We start from the raw sequence: 16,675 nt of genomic DNA, 5'->3' as shown, positions 1-16,675 counted from the left end.
GTCCCGCAACCCGAACACATCCGTCGCCACCGCCAGCTCCCGCAGCAACGCCAGCGTCTCGTCGGTCACCAGATGCTTCGAGTAGTCGATGTACAGATCACCCACGCGCAGGACATAGCGCTCCGCGCGGGACGGGTCGGCGGCGAACAGCTCGCGCAGGTCCGGCCGGGGCAGGGCGTCCGCGCGGTGGTCGTCCAGGGCGGCCCACTCGGGGCGCCGGGTCGGCACGGGGGTGTCAGGCATGGGCGGGGATCCCCTCGGCCTCGCCGCGCAGGGCGACGGCGTACATCTCGTCCGCGTCCAGGCGCCGCAGTTCCTCGGCGATGAGCTCGGACGTGGGCCGGACCTTCAGGGCGAGCCGGCGGGAGGGCTGGCCCGGCAGGGACAGCGTGGCCAGCGGGCCCTCGGGCCGGTCGATGACGATCTCGCCGTCGACGGTGCCCAGGCGGACGCCCGTCACCACCGGCCCCGGCGTCTCCACCCGCTCCACCGGCACCTTCAGCCGGGCCTCGAGCCAGCGGGCCAGCAGCTCCGCACTCGGGTTGTCGGCCTCGCTCTCCACGGCCGCCGAGGTCACCTTCAGCCGGGCCTGGTCGAGGGCGGCGGCCAGCATCGAACGCCAGGGGGTCAGCCGGGTCCAGGCGAGGTCGGTGTCGCCGGGCGCGTAGGTGCGGGCCCGGGTCTGCAGGGCCTCCAGGGCGTGCTCGGCGGCGTACAGATCCGTGATGCGGCGCTGGGCCAGCGCGCCCAGCGGGTCCTTCGAGGGGTTGTCGGGGGAGTCCGCGGGCCACCACACCACCACCGGCGCGTCGGGAAGCAGCAGCGGCAGCACCACCGAGTCGGCGTGCTCGGACACCTCGCCGTAGGTGCGCAGCACGATGGTCTCGCCGGTGCCTGCCTCGGATCCGACGCGGACCTCCGCGTCCAGCCGCGGGTGGGTGCGCTCGCGCGGGGTGCGGGCGTGCCGCTTGATGACGACCAGGGTGCGGGAGGGGTGTTCGTGCGAGGCCTCCTCGGCCGCCTTGATCGAGTCGTAGGCGTTCTCCTCGTCCGTGACGATCACCATCGTCAGCACCATCCCCACCGCGGGGGTGCCGATCGCGCGGCGGCCCTGCACCAGCGCCTTGTTGATCTTGCTTGCCGTGGTGTCGGTCAGGTCGATCTTCATGGCCTGCGCCAGCTCCGTCCGTCTCGTGCGAGCATCTCGTCGGCTTCCGCGGGTCCCCAGCTGCCCGAGGCGTACTGCGCGGGTGTGCCGTGAGACGCCCAGTACTCCTCGATCGGGTCGAGGATCCTCCAGGACTCTTCCACCTCCTGGTGACGGGGGAACAGGTTGGCATCCCCCAGGAGGACATCCAGAATGAGCCGTTCGTACGCCTCCGGGCTGGACTCGGTGAACGACTCGCCGTAGGCGAAGTCCATCGTCACGTCCCGGATCTCCATCGACGTGCCCGGCACCTTGGAGCCGAACCGCACCGTCATGCCCTCGTCCGGCTGCACCCGGATGACGATGGCGTTCTGCCCGAGTTCCTCGGTGGCCGTGGTGTCGAAGGGGGAGTGGGGCGCCCGCTGGAGGACCACCGCGATCTCGGTGACCCGGCGGCCGAGCCGCTTGCCGGTGCGCAGGTAGAAGGGGACGCCCGCCCAGCGGCGGTTGTCGATGCCCAGCTTGATCGCGGCGTAGGTGTCGGTGACGGAGGCCGGGTCGATGCCGTCCTCCTCCAGATAGCCGCGCACCTTCGTGCCGCCCTGCCAGGCCGCCGCGTACTGACCGCGCACAGTGTGCCGGCCCAGGTCCTTCGGCAGCCGCACCGCCCGCAGGACCTTCAGCTTCTCGGTGAGCAGCGAGCCGGCGTCGAAGGCGGCCGGTTCCTCCATCGCGGTGAGGGCGAGCAGCTGGAGCAGGTGGTTCTGGATGACGTCGCGGGCGGCGCCGATGCCGTCGTAGTAGCCGGCCCGGCCGCCGATGCCGATGTCCTCGGCCATCGTGATCTGGACATGATCGACGAAGGACCGGTTCCAGATCGGCTCGAACATCTGATTGGCGAAGCGCAGTGCCAGGATGTTCTGGACGGTCTCCTTGCCCAGGTAATGATCGATGCGGAAGACCTGCTCCGGATCGAACACCTCGTGCACGATCGCGTTCAGCTCCTCGGCCGACTTCAGATCGTGCCCGAACGGCTTCTCGATCACCGCACGCCGCCAGGCGCCCTCGGGGCTGTCGGCCAGCCCGTGCCGCTTCAGCTGCTGGACCACCTTCGGGAAGAACTTCGGCGGTACGGAGAGATAGAAGGCGTAGTTGCCGCTGGTTCCGCGGGACCGGTCCAACTCCTCGACGGCCGCGCGCAGTTGCTTGAACGCCGAGTCGTCGTCGAAGTCGCCCGGGATGAACCGCATGCCCTCGGAGAGCTGCTGCCAGACCTCCTCGCGGAAGGGGGTGCGGGCGTGCTCCTTGACCGCGTCGTGCACCACCTGTGCGAAGTCCTGGTCCTCCCAGTCCCGGCGGGCGAAGCCCACCAGGGAGAAGCCCGGCGGCAGCAGCCCGCGGTTCGCGAGGTCGTACACGGCGGGCATCAGCTTCCGGCGGGACAGGTCACCGGTCACGCCGAAGATGACGAGCCCGGACGGGCCCGCGATCCGGGGCAGCCGGCGGTCCTGGGCGTCCCGCAGCGGATTCGACCAGCCGGCCGCCGGTGCGGTGGGTGGCACCGCACCGGCATCCACCGGATCCTGGGTCGTCTCGTCGGTCATCGGGCGTCAACTCCCTTGTCGTCCAGCGACTTCGTCACCGCGTCGAGCCTCCGGCGCCGCGGGTGCACGGCCCGGCACGATCAGCTCCTCCCATACAGGGTGTCCCGGTATGCCGGATCCTTCACTTCCGGCCTGTTCGCCGGTCCCTGCGGGAGACCGTCTGCGCCCGGTATGTCGGCATGTTTCGACTCTAACTCCCCGCCGTCCCCGGAACGCGTCGGATCATCGCCTGACCTGCGGTGATGCCCCCGTCCGGGCGGCGGACGCACGAGAAAGGGGGCCCCACGCGTGCGTGGGGCCCCCTTCTGTCCGGCCGGGGAGGGCCGGTGTGGGGGGTGGATCAGTGGGCGAAGGTGAACCAGTTGACGTTGACGAAGTCGGCCGGCTGGCCGCTGGTGAAGGTCAGATACACGTCGTGCGTGCCCGTCACGGAGCTGATGTTCGCCGGGATCGTCCGCCAGGACTGCCAGCCGCCCGTGTTGGCCACCGCGAAGCTGCCCACGGGCGCGTTGCCGCGGCTGTCCAGGCGCACCTCGACCAGTCCGCTGACGCCGCCCGCCGCGCCGCTCGCCACGCGGGCGGAGAACTGCCGGGCCGGGTTCGATCCGAAGTTCACGCCCTTGAAGTGCAGCCAGTCGCCGTTCGCGAGCGCGCCCACGTTCTGGCCGCCTCCCGAGTCCGCCGTGGTCTCCGTCATGACGCCCGACTGACCGTCGTAGGACTCGGCCTGGATGGTGCCGTAGGCGTCGCGGTTGCCGCTCGGCGGCGGAGTGGTGCCGCCGCCTCCTGAGGTGAGCACCTGCACGTAGTCGACGAGCATGGAATGACCGGGCTGGGTGCCGGCGTCCGGACCGCCGCCGAAGGCGTCGGGGAAGCCGCCGCCCATCGCCACGTTGAGGATGATGAAGTATCCGTGGTCCGTGGCGTTCGACCACGTGGTGGCGTCCACCTGGTTCTCCCGCACGGTGTGGAAGTTGGTGCCGTCGAGGTAGAAGCGGATCTCCTCCACGCTCGCCGAGCGGTCCCACTCCATCCGGTACGTGTGGAAGCCGGCCTGACAGGTCGTGCCCTGGCAGGTGGTCGAACTGCCGATGCCGCTGTTCTCGTTGCAGGGACCGCCCGGTGCGGTGCCGCAGTGCATCGTGGCGAACACCGTGTTCAGGCCCTGCGTGTTCTCCATGATGTCCAGCTCGCCGACCGCCGGCCAGTTCCAGTAGTTGCCGCGGTAGGGGGCGCCGAGCATCCAGAACGCCGGCCAGTAGCCCTTGGCGGCGGCGCCGGTGACGTTCGGCACCTGGATACGGGCCTCGACGCGCAGCTTTCCGCCGGACGGGGGCTCGAAGTCGGTGCGGTTGGTCTCGATACGGCCCGAGGTCCAGTTGCCGGCGGCGTCGCGGCGCGGGGTGATCCGGAGGTTGCCGTTGCCGTCGAGGGAGACGTTGTCCGTGCTGGAGGTCATCGTCTCGATCTCACCGGTGCCCCAGTTGGCGGGGCCGCCCGGGTAGCCCTTGCCGGTCGCGTACTGCCAGCGGGAGGTGTCGACACCGCTGCCGGCGGGCCCGTCGAAGTCGTCGACGAAGAGCTGGTTCCAGCCCGACGGGGGAGGCGGCGCGGAGGCGCTGGCGGACGGGGTGCCGACGGTCGCGGCGGCCGCCGCGAGGCCGAGCGTGCTGACGACGGCGAGCAGGGCCCGTCGCACGGGGCGGTGTCGGGGTCTGCGAGAGGTACGAGTGGTGCGTGGTGTGCCGGAGGTGTCACTCATGTGGGGATGCCTCTCGGGTACGGATGGCCGAATGCGGGGAGTGCCCTGCGAGCGCCGGTCGCCGTTCTGAGAGCGCTCTCAAGGGTGCCGCCAATGTGCTCCGTGCCCCTTCGGTCGTCAAGAGGTGTAACCGAGAAAGTCCTTGCGGGATCGGTGAGTTCAGCTCATGAAGGGTGCGAATGGGGGCAAGCGCGCTGTGCTCGCCCACGGGGACGCCGGACGCGGCGCCCGGGGACGGTTCCCCGGGCGCCGCGCCTGCCCTCGCGCTCGACCGTTCGACTGCGCGCCCGCGGGACGGGCCCGGTCCGCTCAGACCTTCTCCGGCACCCTCGGCCGCGGCGTCTCCTCCTCGTGCAGCCCGATGCGCTCGTGCGCCCGGCGCAACGGTGCCGGGGCCCACCAGGCGCGGCGGCCGAGCAGGGCCATGGTGGCCGGGACGAGGAGCATGCGGACGATCGTCGCGTCGATGAGGACGGCCAGGGTGAGGCCGAGGCCGATCTGCAGGATCGGGGAGAAACCACCCGTCATGAAGGCGCCGAAGACGACGGCGAGCAGCAGGGCCGCGCAGGTGCCCACGCGGCCGGAGCGGCGCAGTCCCGTCACCACGGCCTCGCGCTCGTCGCCGGTGTGCTGCCGTGCCTCGCGCATCCGCGCCAGGATGAACAGCTCGTAGTCCATGGCGAGTCCGAACGCGATCGCGACGATCAGGGGCGGCGCGGTGAGACTGAGCGCGCCCAGACCCTCGGCGCCCAGCAGCCCGGCCAGATGACCGTCCTGGAACACCCACACCACCACGCCCAGCGCGGCGCCCAGGCTGAGCAGGGTGGTCACGATCGTGCGCAGCGGCAGCAGCACGGAGCCGGTGAACGCGAACAGCAGGAGCAGGATCCCGCCGAGCACGGTCACGACCGCCCAGGGCGCCCGGTCGGCGAGCATCGCGCGGAAGTCCACCAGTCGGGCGGCCACGCCCGTCACCTCGACCGGCTCGTCACCGCGCAGTTCCCGTACCCGTTCGACCAGTTCGGTGGCCGCCGCGCCGTCGGCCTCGCCGGGCGGCCGGACCTCGATCACCGCGGCCCCGCCGGGCAGTTCCCGGGTCACGGCGCCAGGCGACAGGGCGCGGATCCGGTCCGCGGTCGCGGCGTCGGTGCCGGGCTCGACCACGACACTGATGGGCGAGACCCCGGTGCCCGGCGGGAAATGGTCGCCGACGATGTCGTACAGCTGCCGCGCCTCGGTGTCCGTGGGCAGCTGCCGGGCGTCGCCGACGGCGATCCGCATCCCCGACACGGGCAGCGCCAGCACCAGCAGCGCCGGGACCACCACGGCCAGCACGGCGATCCTGCGCCGGGCCGCGAAGGCGGCGATGCGCCCGAACAGCCGCCCCTCCGCGCCCTCCGGCCGTGCCTTCGCCGGGGCGATCCGCCCGCCGAACCGCGCCAGCAGCGCGGGCAGCAGGGTCAGCGCGGCCAGCATGTCGACCACGACCACCGCGGCGACGGCCAGCCCCATGCTGCGCAGGAACACGCTCGGGAACACCAGCGGCCCGGTCAGACTGACCGCCACCGTCAGCCCCGAGAACAGCACCGTCCGCCCGGCCGCGGCGACCGTACGGTGCACCGCCTCGACGACGTCCTCGGTGTGCCGGCGCTCCTCACGGAACCGCACCAGCATCAGCAGCGCGTAGTCCACCGCGAGCCCGAGCCCCAGCATCGTCGTCACCTGGATCGCGTACACGGAGATGTCGGTGACCTCGCTGAACGCGAACAGCGCCAGGAACGCCCCCGCGATCCCGCTCACCGCCACCAGCAGCGGCAGCAGCGCCGAGCGCAGCCCGCCGAACACCACGAGCAGCAGCGCCAGCACCACCGGCAAGGAGATCAACTCGGCGTTCTTCACGTCCTGCTGGGCCCGTTCGCCGAGCTGCTCCCCGAGCAGCGGGCCGCCGCTCACATGGACGTGGGGGGCGTCGATCTCCTTGATGCGCTCGACCGCCGCGTCCAGCGTCCGCTCCTCGGCCGCGTCCTCCAGCCCGCCCGCCAGGGTGACCGAGACCAGCAGCGCCCGCCCGTCCTCGGCGGTCAGCCCGCGCGTGGCGTACGGATCCGGTACGGCGGCGACCCCGGCGATGTCGCGCAGGTCCGCCACCGTCCGCTCGACCTCGGCGCGCAGCTCCGGATCGCGGACGGCGGTGCCCGCCACCACGCCGGTGATCGAGTCGCCGGCCGGATCCGCCCGGTCCAGGTACCGGGCGGCCGACTCGGACTCGGTTCCCGGCACTTCGGCCACATTGTCGGACAGCCGCGCGAACACGCCCGTCCCCAGCCCGAATCCGAGCAGCAGAAACAGCCCCCACAGGAGCATCACGGTCAGAGGGCGGCGAGTAGCCGCCCGGGCGAGTGCGAGGAGCACGGTCCCTCCCGGCGAGTGTGAGTCGGTGACGCCCTCAGACTCGTGCCGGACGGGGTGCTGCCGGATCGCCGACGGGAGCGGTTCGCGGGCCTCGCCCGTGCGGGGGAGGCGCGGGCCGGACTCACCCGTCAGGGGGATCCCGGGGTGACCAGACCCGACTCGTACGCGCAGATCACGGCCTGCACCCGGTCCCTGAGACCGAGTTTGCTCAGCACGTTGCTCACATGCGTCTTGACCGTGTGCTCACTGACGAACAGGGTCGTGGCGATCTCCGCGTTGGACAGCCCCCGCGCCAGCAGACGCAGCGTCTCCACCTCACGCGCGGTGAGGGCGTCCAGGCGCTGCGGGGTGGCGGACTCGGCGGCGGCCTGCTCCCGGCGCCGCCGCACGAGGTCCGCGACCAGCCGCCGGGTCACCGTCGGCGCGAGCAGCGAGTCACCGGCCGCGACCACCCGCACCGCGTGCACCAGGTCGTCACGGCGCACGTCCTTCAGCAGGAACCCGCTGGCACCCGCGTACAGCGCGTCGTACACGTACTCGTCCAGGTCGAAGGTGGTCAGCATGACGACCTTGCAGTCCGACTGCGCGCACACCCGCCGCGCCGCCTCCAGGCCGTCCATCACCGGCATGCGGATGTCGAGCAGCAGCACGTCGGGAGCGTGCCGGCGCACCGCCGCCACCGCCTCCTCGCCGTCACCGGCCTCGGCGACCACCTCGATGTCGTCCTGCGCGTCCAGGATCATGCCGAACCCCGCGCGCACCAGCTCCTGGTCGTCGGCGACGACCACCCGGATGCTCACCCGAGGGCCGCGGGCCGGCCGACGGACACGGGCAGCCGTACGACGACCCGGAAGCCGCCGTCCGGGCCGCTGCCGGTCTCGGCGCTGCCACCGCAGGCGGCGGCCCGCTCCCGGATGCCGATCAGCCCGTGCCCGCCGCCGGACACGGACGGACCCCGCCCGTCGTCGGTCACCGTGAGCATCAGACAGTCCTCCGCCCAGTCCAGTTGCACGGTCGCGCAGGAAGCGTACGCGTGCTTCACCGTATTGGTGAGGGCTTCCTGGACCACACGGTAGGCGGCGACCTCCGTGTCCGGGGGCAGCGGGCGCGGCTCGCCCCTGGTGCGCAACTCGGTGCGCAGACCGGCCGACTGCCCGACCTGCCGCACCAGCCCGGGCAGCGCCGCCACCCCCGGCTGCGGCAGCCGCCCGGCCGCCTCCCCCGGCCGCTCCTCCTTCAACACGCCCAGAATGCGCCGCAGTTGTGCCATCGCGTCCCGGCCGGTCGAGGCGATGGTGTCGAACGCGGCCTCCGCGCGCTCCGGATCCTTGCGCACCACGACCGGACCGGCCTCCGCCTGCACCACCATCAGGCTCACCGCGTGGGCCAGGATGTCGTGCATGTCGCGGGCGATCCTGGCCCGCTCCTCGGCACGGGCCCGCGCGGTGTCCGCGGCCCTCTCCCGTTCCAGCCGCCCCGCCCGGTCCTCCAGTTCGGCGGTGTAGGCGCGCTGCACGCGGGCCAGCATCCCGAGGGCGTAGGCGCAGACGACGCTCATCAGCTGGAAGGCGTACTCGTAGGCCCGCTCGCCGTCCTTGTGGTGCATGGTGACGACCACCCCGATCAGCCACCCCACCAGCATCAGCCTGCGTTCCCAGCGTCTGCCCTGCGCGGCGATCGTGTAGAGGGCGACCATCCCGCCGTACATCACATCCGGCGGGGGCGCGTGGTACACCGCCTGCACCGGGGTGGCCACCGACACCACGCACGCGGTGGCGAACGGCGCCCGCCGCCGCCAGATCAGCGGGACGGCCGTGGCGGCACCGATCAGCCAGCCCCGCCAGGTCAGCCGCTCGTCCCCCTCGGACGGGAAGATCCATTGCAGGGACACCGCGAACAGCACCAGCGCGGCGAGCGCCGCGTCCACGGCGTACGGATTCGCCGTGCGCCACCGGGTGACGACGGGCGTGAGGGCGTTCCGGAAGGACATCAGCGGCTCCTCGGGGCGGGGGCCGCTCCAGTATCACGAGCGCCCGGCGGAGCGGTCCTCACCGGTGAGAGGGATATCCGGCTGCCAGCCCAGCGCCCTCGCTATGCCGCGGGCCGCCAGCCGCAGTGCCGGGACCAGCACCGGGACCTGGGCGTCGGCGTGCGGGACCACGACCGACACGGCCGCGGTGACCGAGCCGTCCGGTCCGCGCACCGGCGCGGCCACCGACAGGGCGTCCTCGGTGACCTGCCGGTCGCTCACGGCGACCCCCGAACGGCGCACCTCGGCGAGCATCCGCCGCACCCGCACCGGGTCGGTGACGGTGTACGGGGTGAAGGCGGCGAGCGGGCCCGCGCAGTACTCCTCCTGGAAGCCCGGATCGCTGTGCGCGAGCAGGGCCAGACCGACACCGGTGGCGTGCAGGGGCCAGCGGGCGCCGACCCGGATGTGCACCCCGACCGCCGAGCGGCCCGACAGCCACTCGGTGTAGACGACCTCGCTCCCGTCGCGCACCGCGAGCTGCACGTTCTCGTGCGTCGCCTCGTACAGGTCCTCCAGATACGGCAGCGCCACCTGCCGCAGGGCGAGCCCGCGCGGGGCGAGCGCGGCCAGCTCCCACAGCCGCAGCCCGATGTGGTACCGCCCGGCCGCGTCCCGCTCGAGCGCACCCCACCGGCCGAGCGCCCCCACCAGCCGGTGCGTGGTGGTCAGCGTGAGCCCTGCCCGGCGGCTGATGTCCGTCAGGGTCAGCGCCGGATGCTCGTGATCGAAGGCGGCGAGGACGGCGAGCAGCCGGTCGGGGGCGGAGGAGTGGGTCACGGGGGTGGCTTTCGGACGGGGGCGGGGACTGTCAGCTGAGTCGGAGGGGGCCGGGCGTGGGACGGCGGCGACCTGGGCGCGTGCGGATGATGGCGGGCCGGGTGTGCGTGGTGCGTGCGGGCGGTGGTGGACCGGGTGAGCGTGGCCCGGGTGGCCGGCGCCGCGCAAGACCCTGGGTGCGGGCGTCCGTGGACGACGCCGAGGAGGCGGTGGCGGCGCGTTAAGGTGCACGTCGGCGGCGTGGGAAGGGTGCGGACGTGAGGCTGGCGATTCTGGGCGGTGGCGGCTTTCGCGTGCCGCTGGTGTACGGGGCTCTGCTCGGCGACCGCGCCGAGGGGCGGGTCACCGAGGTCGTGCTGCACGACGTGGACGCCGGTCGGCTCTCCGCCGTGCGCCGGGTCCTCGCCGAGCAGGCCGCCGGCCGGCCCGACGCGCCCGAGGTCACCGTCACCACCGAACTCGACGAGGCGCTGCGCGGCGCCGACTTCGTCTTTTCCGCGATCCGTGTCGGCGGCCTGGAGGGCCGCGCTCAGGACGAGCGGGTCGCCCTCGCCGAGGGGGTCCTCGGTCAGGAGACGGTCGGCGCGGGCGGCATCGCCTACGGCCTGCGCACGGTCCCCGTCGCCGTCGACATCGCCCGGCGGGTGGCCCGGCTCGCCCCCGACGCCTGGGTCATCAACTTCACCAACCCCGCGGGCCTGGTCACCGAGGCCATGTCCCGCCACCTCGGCGACCGCGTCATCGGCATCTGCGACTCACCCGTCGGCCTCGGCCGCCGCATCGCCCGCGTGCTGGGCGCCGACCCGGACCGGGCGTGGATCGACTACGCCGGTCTCAACCACCTCGGCTGGGTACGCGCCCTGCGCGTCGACGGACACGACCTCTTGCCGCGCCTGCTCGCCGACCCTCAGCTGCTCGGCTCCTTCGAGGAGGGCCGGCTGTTCGGCGCCGACTGGCTGCGGACCCTCGGCGCGATCCCCAACGAGTACCTGCACTACTACTACTTCAACCGGGAGACCGTCGCCGCCTACCGCGGCGCGGAGCGCACGCGGGGCGCCTTCCTGCACGACCAGCAGGCCCGGTTCTACGCCGAGATGGCCGACCCGCACGCCCCCGCCCTGGACCTGTGGAACCGCACCCGCGCCGAACGCGAGGCCACCTACATGGCCGAGAACCGCGAGGCGGCGGGCGCCGGCGACCGCGACGAGGACGACCTGTCCGGCGGCTACGAGAAGGTGGCCCTCGCCCTGATGCGGGCCATCGACCGCGACGAGCGCACCACCCTGATCCTCGATGTCCGCAACCGCGGCACCCTCTCCGCCCTGGACGCCGACGCCGTCGTGGAGGTGCCGTGCCTGGTCGACGCGAACGGCGCGCACCCCGTCACCGCCGACCCGCTGTCGGCGCACGCAGCCGGACTGGTGTGCGCGGTCAAGGCGGTCGAGCGGGAGATCCTGGCCGCCGCGGAGTCGGGCTCGCGCAGCACCGCGGTGAAGGCCTTCGCGCTGCACCCGCTCGTCGACTCCGTGAACGTGGCCCGCAGGCTCGTCGACGGCTACAGGGCCGTCCATCCGGGGCTGGCCTATCTCACGTAGCCATACAGCCCGGCCTGTCCGGGGTGCGCCGTCGTGCGCATCGGGTCGGCCGGTCGCCCCCCGTGACAGCGGCCGACCGACCCGAGCCCCCCGTTCCCCCGTGCTTCCCCCCGGAGCGCCCCCCGGCGCCTCGCACTGTTAAGAGCACCAGGCCGGCCGCCTGATACACCCTCCGCGAAAAAATCATGGAGAAAAGACGGGAGCGGCGGACTGGTCGGTGCCGGCGGTCCCGCTCATGGGCTCCACGGGCGCCGCGGGCGCGGGCACGGCGCCGAGCGCTGACGCGGACGGCGCCGGGGGAGAGGGGACGCCGGCGAGCGCGGACGGCGCCGGCGCCGGCGACGAGGCAGAGGGGACGCCGGCGAGTGGGGAGGGCGACGGCGAGGGCGACGGCGAGGGTGTCGGGGCAGCGGGACCGGCGCTCAGAGGTGACGGAGACGGGGCAGAGGTACCGGAAGTCAGAGGTGACGGAGACGGGGCAGAGGTACCGGAAGTCAGAGGTGACGGAGACGGGCCAACGGACCCGGTACTCACGGGCGACGGAGACGGGCCCGGGGACGCGGCGCTCACCTGCGAGGCCGGCGGTCGCGAGGACGACACCGCCGCCTCCGCCCGCTGGTGCGGCAATGTCACCGGACGCAGCGGACGCGGACCGGCGACCACCGTGTAGTCCTGGCCGAGGAACGGCGGCGTGAGCTCGCCCGGGTCGTCGCCGAGCGCCAGCCGGACCGCGGCCCACGGTGCGTTCACCCCGCACAGCGCCAGCTGGTGCAGCCCGCCGGCCGGACGCGTGTTGACGTCCATCAGCACCGGCCGGTCACCCAGCATCCGGAACTGGATGTTGGACAGGTGGTGCAGACCGAAGCCCTCCGCGATCCGCCGGGCCGGCTCCAGCCACTGCTCGTGCAGGGTGAAACCCCTGCGACGGCCGTTCTTGGTGCGCCCGACCGCCAGCCGGATCCGGTTGTCGGGCCCGGTGAGACAGTCCACCGACACCTCCGGCTGCTCCAGCCGCGGCATCACCAGCCAGTCCACCGGCTCGTCGGCCCGCCGCACCGCCTCCAGCACCAGGTCCAGCGGAACCTGCGGGCCGGGAAAGCCGTTCAGCTGCGCCAGCGAGAACGGCGTACGGGTGATCACCCGGAAGCCCACGCCACCCGCACCGGAGGCGGGCTTGAAGCAGGCGCGATACCCCCGGCCCTCCAACTCGTCCACGGCCGCGAGGAGTTCGTCCGCCGAACGGACCCGCCACCACGGCGGCACGGGCACCCCGATCGCCTGGACCGCCTCGTAGGCGATCACCTTGTCCTCGAAGACGGCCACCGCCTCGGGCGTCGGCGCGAGCAGCGCCGTACCGGCCGCCTCGAACTCGGCGCGGTGCGCCACGATCGCCGCCTGGTGCAGCCGGGGCACGAACACGTCGATGCCGCGCCGCTCGCACTGGGCGAGCGCGTACTCCACGTACGCCGCCGCGGACAGGCCCTCGGGCTCGAGCTCGGCGGTGTCGGCGGCGGCCAGCACGGGGGAGTCGGGGTCGCCGTGCGTGGCGTGGATCTCGACCGCACGATCGCTGGGATTTCGCCGCAGCTGATCCATGAAGAACACGTTCTCCGCGTACGTGCGGTTGAGCCAGACGCGTACGCGAGAGGCCATGCAGGCCGCCTTTCACGGTGTGCGGGCAGGGCTCGGCGGCCCGTGCCCGGGCAGGAGGAAGGAAGGGTCACCAAACCGCCCTGGGCGAAGGGCTGCTGCGGCGGTGGTGTCGGCCAGATCATACGGCCTTAGCGGAGGCCGGCGTGCAACGCGCGTGTTACGGCTGAACGCCGATCACGACCGCCCGCGGCGCACCTGTCCGAGTCCCCCCGGTCAGCGGGGTGCGCCGGGCGGCCGCTCTTGTTTCCGGCGGCACGGATGTGATCTCGTGGGGGTGTTCGAGCGGCGTTTCGGATCGAGCGAGTCCAAGGGGGGCGACCGGTGACGTCCACGGCCGGTGGGGGCGGACAGCTGTGGGCCGTCAGCGACCTGCACATCAGCTACCCCGAGAACCGTGCGCTCGTGGAGCGGATGCACCCCGAGTCGGACAGCGACTGGCTGCTGGTGGCGGGCGATGTCGCGGAGACCGTCGACGACATCCGCTGGGCCCTGAAGACACTCTCCGGCCGGTTCGCCCAGGTCGTGTGGGCACCCGGCAACCACGAACTGTGGACCCACCCCAGCGACACCGTCACCCTGCGCGGCGTCGCCCGCTACGAGCATCTCGTCGAGGTCTGCCGCGAGCTGGGCGTACTCACCCCCGAGGACCCCTACCCCGTGTGGGAGGGCCCCGGCGGTCCGGTGACCGTGGCGCCGCTGTTCCTGCTCTACGACTACTCGTTCCTGCCGGCCGGCTGCCGCACCAAGGACGAGGGCCTGGCGTACGCGCACGGCACCGGCGTCGTCTGCACCGACGAGTATCTGCTGCACCCCGACCCCTATCCGAGCCGGGAGGCCTGGTGCCGGGCCCGGGTCGCCGAGACCGGCCGCAGGCTCGAGGCACTGCCGGGCGACATGCCCGTCGTGCTCGTCAACCACTACCCCCTGCACCGGCATCCGACGGACGTCCTGTGGCACCCCGAGTTCGCCATGTGGTGCGGCACCACGCTCACCGGCGACTGGCACCGCAGGTTCCCCGTGCACACCATGGTCTACGGCCATCTGCACATCCCGCGCTCCACCCGGCAGGACGGGGTCCGCTTCGAGGAGGTGTCGGTGGGCTACCCCCGCGAGTGGCGTACGCGGCAGCAGCCGCCGGGCCGGCTGCGCCGGATCGCACCGAGAGAGGACGAACACCGGTGATCGAGGAGCTGCTGCCGCAGACGGTGGTGGTCGTGGAGGCCCGCGGCGACGAGGGCACCGACGCCCCGCTCTTCCCCGCGGAAGAGGCGCTCATGGCGAAGGTGGTCGACAAGCGGCGCCGGGAGTTCACCGCCGTGCGCTCCTGCGCCCGCCGCGCCATGGAGAAGCTCGGGGTGCCCGCGCAGCCGGTGCTGCCCGGGGACCGCGGCGCCCCCGGCTGGCCGGCCGGGCTCATGGGCAGCATGACCCACTGCGACGGCTACTGCGCCGCCGCCCTGGTCCGGGCCGGCGATCTCGCCTCCCTCGGCATCGACGCGGAGGTCCACGCGCCGCTGCCCGAGGGGGTGTTGTCCGCGGTCGCCCTGCCGGCGGAGACGGTACGGATCGGCAGGCTGTCCGCCGAGCGGCCGGAGGTGCACTGGGACCGGCTGCTGTTCAGCGCCAAGGAGTCCGTGTACAAGGCGTGGTTCCCGCTCACCGGCAAGTGGCTGGACTTCACCGAGGCCGACATCGAGCTGTACGCAGACCCCGGCGAGCGCAGCCGCGGCGGGTTCCGCGCCACCCTCCTCGTCCCCGGCCCGCTGGTGGGCGAGCGCCGCCTCGGCCGCTTCGAGGGCCGCTGGATCGGGGAACGGGCCCTGATCGCCACGGCGGTCGCCGTGCCGCACGGGTGAACCCGCCCGGCGCGCGGCCGGGTTCGCCCGTACGGCGGGGAGCGGGCTCAGCCCTCCGGGCACCAGTCACGCAGCATCCGGAAGAACTCCTCCTCGTTGCCGGTCAGTCCCGCGCGGGCCAGGGCCGCCTCCGCCTCCTCCAGCACGGCGGGCGGCACGACGGGAGGCCTGAAGGCGTCCGGCGGTCCGGTCCGCGTGTCGAAGGCGGCGCGCACGGTGTGCAGCAGCCGCAGATAGGCCTGAACGGCGGTGCGCTCGCGGTCGGTCAGTACGGCGGTGGGCATCGCTCGGCTCTCCCCGTGTCGTGATCGAAGGTCCCGCGCCCCCGGCACGCGGGGCACGCACCTCCAGCTTGCCGCCCACCACTGACAATCGCCCCGAACCGCGGCGCCCACCGACCGCAGCCTGCCCCCGACCGGCCCTGGCCGCCCCGGAGGTCGCGGCCGTCCCGACCGGGCTAGCCCTTCGGTCCCAGATACCCCAGCGACACCTCGATGCGGCCCGCCAGGTGGTCCCGCTGCACCGGACCCCGCAGCGACGAACCGGCCAGCCATGTACGGCACTTGCTGGCGAGGAGCAGGCCGAAGGTCTCGGCCTCCTTCTCGTCGGCCAGGTCGAACCGGGTGCGCGCGGCGACCTTCAGGACCGTGGCACGCAGGTCGTCCTCGTCGCAGGTCTCGTTCAGTAAGCGGGTCGCCACCTCGGCGCCGGCGACATGGTGGCCGTGGTGTCCGGCCGTCATGTGCCACAGTTCGTGGCCCAGGATCACCAACTGGTGGTCCGGGGCGGTGCGTTCCTCGATCACCACGAGGTCCTGGTCCGCCATGTCGAGCCACAGCCCGCTCGCCGTGCCGGGCGGGAAGGCCGCCGTACGGAACAGCACCGGCCGGCCGCGGCGTCTGCTCATGGCCTCGCACAGCGCGCCGTACAGGTCCGTGGGCCGCGCCGGGACGGGAAGCGTCAGCTCCGCGACCAACTCGCCGCACAGGCGGCGCATCTCCCTGCCGATGCCCACAGTTCTCCCCAGGTCAGGACTCGGGCCGCTGGACGCTCTCCAGGAGCATGTCCAGCCACTCCGCGACCTTGTCGCGGTGCTGGTCGGTGGGCAACTGCGCGGCTCGCCAGGCGATCCCGCGCACCCCGTGGTCCTGCAGCAGCCGCTCCAGCGGGTCGTCGGCCGCCGCGGCCGCCTTCCGCTCGCGGTCCGCGAGCTTCTGCAGCAGATCCTGCTCCGTGTGCTGGAGCGCGCTCGCCAGCGCCTCGGGGTCCTCGGCGGTGAGGAAACCCGCGTGCACCCGGAAGAACCGCTGGATGGCGTCGCAGTGCTCCATCGTGGGACGCCGGTCGCCGTTGATCAGCGCGCCGGCCTGCTGCCGTGACATCCCCGCGCCGTCGGCGATCTCCTGTTGCGTGTACCGGCGCCCGTTCGGCTTCAGCCGGGTGCGGCGCAGCAGGTCCAGCCGCTGTACGAACCGGGTCTGCACATCGGGCTCGCCCGCGGGCCGGCCGCTCAGCAGCGCCTTGACTACGGGCTCCGGGACACCGGAGGCGACGGACAGCCGGCCGGTGTCGAAGACCTCGGCGTGCGGCACTCCGAGCCGGTCGGCGAGCGCGGTGACGCGGGCGACGACCGCGGACAGCGCGGCCGTCGGCGCGGTGCCCGGATCCTCGAAGCCCCCACCCGTCACCGACAGATCTCCTATGTCTCTCACAGGCTTCTCACAAGCGTTCGCCGTGAACTTCACGGAGACTAGCCCCAGGATCGAACTCACATCCAGGCATCGCCACAACTGTGGCCAATTTCAGCCGTCAACCGGCACGGAATGCCACGATAGTT

13 protein-coding genes and 2 pseudogenes are annotated in these 16,675 nt (G+C 72.8%); 3 read left to right on the top strand and 12 right to left on the bottom strand.

Annotated elements, in window-relative coordinates; translation table 11 throughout:
* The 8 genes and pseudogenes from AB0412_RS13350 to AB0412_RS13315 all read right to left on the bottom strand — a co-directional run.
* Positions 1 to 243 (bottom strand): annotated as a pseudogene (locus tag AB0412_RS13350) (glucose-6-phosphate isomerase); the annotation flags it as partial.
* Positions 236 to 1,168 carry a glucose-6-phosphate dehydrogenase assembly protein OpcA gene (gene opcA, locus AB0412_RS13345; protein WP_366402664.1) on the bottom strand — a complete coding sequence of 311 codons (933 nt, stop codon included), beginning with the start codon at positions 1,166 to 1,168 and terminating at the stop codon, positions 236 to 238. The gene opcA and the pseudogene AB0412_RS13350, both read right to left, overlap by 8 nt.
* Positions 1,165 to 2,751 (bottom strand): glucose-6-phosphate dehydrogenase, encoded by a 1,587-nt coding sequence (gene zwf / locus AB0412_RS13340; protein WP_366402663.1) that lies wholly within the window; start codon positions 2,749 to 2,751, stop codon positions 1,165 to 1,167. Before zwf ends, opcA begins: the two co-directional genes overlap by 4 nt.
* A 340-nt stretch (positions 2,752 to 3,091) precedes the next feature.
* Positions 3,092 to 4,513: a glycoside hydrolase family 16 protein gene (locus tag AB0412_RS13335; RefSeq protein ID WP_366402662.1), complete on the bottom strand. Its 1,422-nt coding sequence runs from the start codon at positions 4,511 to 4,513 to the stop codon at positions 3,092 to 3,094.
* 309 nt (positions 4,514 to 4,822) lie between these two features.
* Complete coding sequence (locus AB0412_RS13330) at positions 4,823 to 6,925, bottom strand: MMPL family transporter (RefSeq protein WP_366402661.1); 2,103 nt, start codon at positions 6,923 to 6,925, stop codon at positions 4,823 to 4,825.
* Positions 6,926 to 7,053: 128 nt separating this feature from the next.
* Positions 7,054 to 7,725, bottom strand: coding sequence for a response regulator transcription factor (locus AB0412_RS13325; RefSeq protein ID WP_366402660.1), 672 nt, complete (start codon positions 7,723 to 7,725; stop codon positions 7,054 to 7,056).
* Positions 7,722 to 8,915 (bottom strand): sensor histidine kinase, encoded by a 1,194-nt coding sequence (locus AB0412_RS13320; protein WP_366402659.1) that lies wholly within the window; start codon positions 8,913 to 8,915, stop codon positions 7,722 to 7,724. Before AB0412_RS13320 ends, AB0412_RS13325 begins: the two co-directional genes overlap by 4 nt.
* Positions 8,916 to 8,948: 33 nt before the next feature.
* The gene (locus tag AB0412_RS13315) at positions 8,949 to 9,734 is read right to left on the bottom strand and encodes an IclR family transcriptional regulator (RefSeq protein WP_366402658.1); all 786 of its coding nucleotides are present in this window, start codon (positions 9,732 to 9,734) and stop codon (positions 8,949 to 8,951) included.
* Between the two features lie 257 nt (positions 9,735 to 9,991).
* Here AB0412_RS13315 and AB0412_RS13310 point away from each other — a divergent pair, with 257 nt between their 5' ends.
* A complete protein-coding gene (locus tag AB0412_RS13310; protein ID WP_366402657.1) occupies positions 9,992 to 11,329 on the top strand; it encodes a 6-phospho-beta-glucosidase in 1,338 nt (445 codons plus the stop codon).
* Positions 11,330 to 11,941: 612 nt separating this feature from the next.
* On the opposite strand, the pseudogene AB0412_RS13305 reads toward AB0412_RS13310, so the two are convergent.
* Positions 11,942 to 12,982: pseudogene (locus AB0412_RS13305) on the bottom strand (ATP-grasp domain-containing protein); the annotation flags it as partial.
* 321 nt (positions 12,983 to 13,303) lie between these two features.
* On the opposite strand from AB0412_RS13305, the gene AB0412_RS13300 reads away from it, so the two are divergent.
* Complete coding sequence (locus AB0412_RS13300) at positions 13,304 to 14,164, top strand: metallophosphoesterase (RefSeq protein ID WP_366402656.1); 861 nt, start codon at positions 13,304 to 13,306, stop codon at positions 14,162 to 14,164.
* The gene (locus AB0412_RS13295) at positions 14,161 to 14,838 is read left to right on the top strand and encodes a 4'-phosphopantetheinyl transferase superfamily protein (RefSeq protein WP_366402655.1); all 678 of its coding nucleotides are present in this window, start codon (positions 14,161 to 14,163) and stop codon (positions 14,836 to 14,838) included. Before AB0412_RS13300 ends, AB0412_RS13295 begins: the two co-directional genes overlap by 4 nt.
* Positions 14,839 to 14,885: 47 nt before the next feature.
* Here AB0412_RS13295 and AB0412_RS13290 read toward each other — a convergent pair whose 3' ends face one another.
* The 3 genes from AB0412_RS13290 to AB0412_RS13280 all read right to left on the bottom strand — a co-directional run bounded on the left by AB0412_RS13290 (position 14,886) and on the right by AB0412_RS13280 (position 16,526).
* Positions 14,886 to 15,122 (bottom strand): hypothetical protein, encoded by a 237-nt coding sequence (locus AB0412_RS13290; RefSeq protein ID WP_366402654.1) that lies wholly within the window; start codon positions 15,120 to 15,122, stop codon positions 14,886 to 14,888.
* A gap of 173 nt (positions 15,123 to 15,295) precedes the next feature.
* Positions 15,296 to 15,835 carry a toxin-antitoxin system, toxin component gene (locus AB0412_RS13285; RefSeq protein WP_366402688.1) on the bottom strand — a complete coding sequence of 180 codons (540 nt, stop codon included), beginning with the start codon at positions 15,833 to 15,835 and terminating at the stop codon, positions 15,296 to 15,298.
* 31 nt (positions 15,836 to 15,866) lie between these two features.
* Positions 15,867 to 16,526, bottom strand: coding sequence for a helix-turn-helix transcriptional regulator (locus AB0412_RS13280; RefSeq protein WP_366402653.1), 660 nt, complete (start codon positions 16,524 to 16,526; stop codon positions 15,867 to 15,869).
* Between the last annotated feature and the right edge of the window lie 149 nt (positions 16,527 to 16,675).

It is taken from the genome of Streptomyces sp. NPDC052012, from assembly GCF_040689265.1.
In the GTDB taxonomy this organism is placed as follows: Bacteria; Actinomycetota; Actinomycetes; order Streptomycetales; family Streptomycetaceae; genus Streptomyces.
Note: the sequence above shows the minus strand (reverse complement) of the source record. Positions and strands in the feature narration are given on the sequence as shown.